Origin of the sequence: Ruoffia sp. FAM 20857 (assembly GCF_045528645.1) — a bacterium.
GTDB lineage: Bacteria > Bacillota > Bacilli > Lactobacillales > Aerococcaceae > Ruoffia > Ruoffia halotolerans.
Genome location: NZ_JBGQRB010000155.1, coordinates 1 through 255, shown reverse-complemented (window position 1 = coordinate 255; position 255 = coordinate 1). Strand labels below are relative to the sequence as shown.

The window sequence follows — 255 nt, the reverse complement described above, 5'->3', positions numbered from 1 at the left end:
GTGAATAACTATCAAAAAATAACGTATCAATATCTACAGTCAGCGATTCAATCCGTTTGTCAAAATCGGGAAGAACATGTCTATTATCCTTCCGCTGATTTTACTCGGAAACGCAAACTGCCCATGTCGGTTGTTATTGAATCGATTATTAAATTCGGCGCTCAAAGCCTTAACAGCGAATTACTTGAACAATGGAACTACCATGTCGAAACTCCCACCGCTTCAGCTTTTGTTCAAGCACGTGCAAAATTAAAA

Annotated in this window: 1 pseudogene; it reads left to right on the top strand. The window is 38.8% G+C overall.

Annotated elements, in window-relative coordinates:
• Nucleotides 1–255 (top strand): annotated as a pseudogene (locus ACEN4N_RS11660) (hypothetical protein); the annotation flags it as partial.